At 54.9% G+C, this 791-nt stretch carries 1 protein-coding gene; it reads left to right on the forward strand.

The genetic code is table 11. The features are described 5' to 3' along the window. A partial coding sequence (gene argH, locus B3W37_RS10460; protein WP_483175692.1) for an argininosuccinate lyase occupies nucleotides 1–791 on the forward strand: 791 nt, incomplete at both ends.

The following is a 791-nucleotide window of genomic DNA, read 5'->3' on the forward strand; positions in this document are numbered from 1 at the left end:
AGCCGCAACGACCAGGTCGCTCACGATGTGCGCCTTTATTTAAAAGATGAGATTGGCGAGGTTAAAAGACTCCTGCTGGAACTGGAACAAACCCTGGTAAATCTGGCATCCGAGCATTTACATACCGTCATGCCGGGCTACACCCATATGCAAAAGGCCCAGCCCATAACCCTGGCCCACCATCTTTTGGCCTATTTTGAGATGCTGCGCCGGGATGTGGAGCGTTTGGAGGATGGCGTGAAGAGGGCCAATGCCATGCCGCTGGGCTCCGGGGCCCTGGCTGGCACCGGCTTTAACCTGGACCGGGAATTTGTAAAAGAGCAGCTGGAGCTTGACATCATCACCCGCAACAGCCTGGACGCTGTCAGCGATCGCGATTTCGCCCTGGAATTCTGCAGCTTCGCCAGTATACTGATGATGCACCTATCGCGCTTTTCGGAGGAACTGATCCTCTGGTCCAGCGAGGAATTCGGCTTCATCGAGCTGGACGACGCTTATACCACCGGGTCCAGTATCATGCCGCAAAAAAAGAATCCGGATCTGGCCGAGCTGGTGCGCGGTAAAACCGGCCGGGTGTACGGGGATCTGATTGCACTTCTGACCTTGATGAAAGCGCTTCCTTTAGCTTATAACAAAGACATGCAGGAGGACAAAGAAGCCCTGTTCGACGCTATGGATACGGTTAAGAAATGCCTTATGGTCTATGAACCCATGCTGAGGACGGCCCGCTTCAGGACTGAGAAAATGCTTGAGGCCGCCCGGGGCGGATTCACCAATGCCACCGACCTGGC

The sequence above is a fragment of the Syntrophomonas sp. UBA5494 genome (assembly GCF_002426325.1).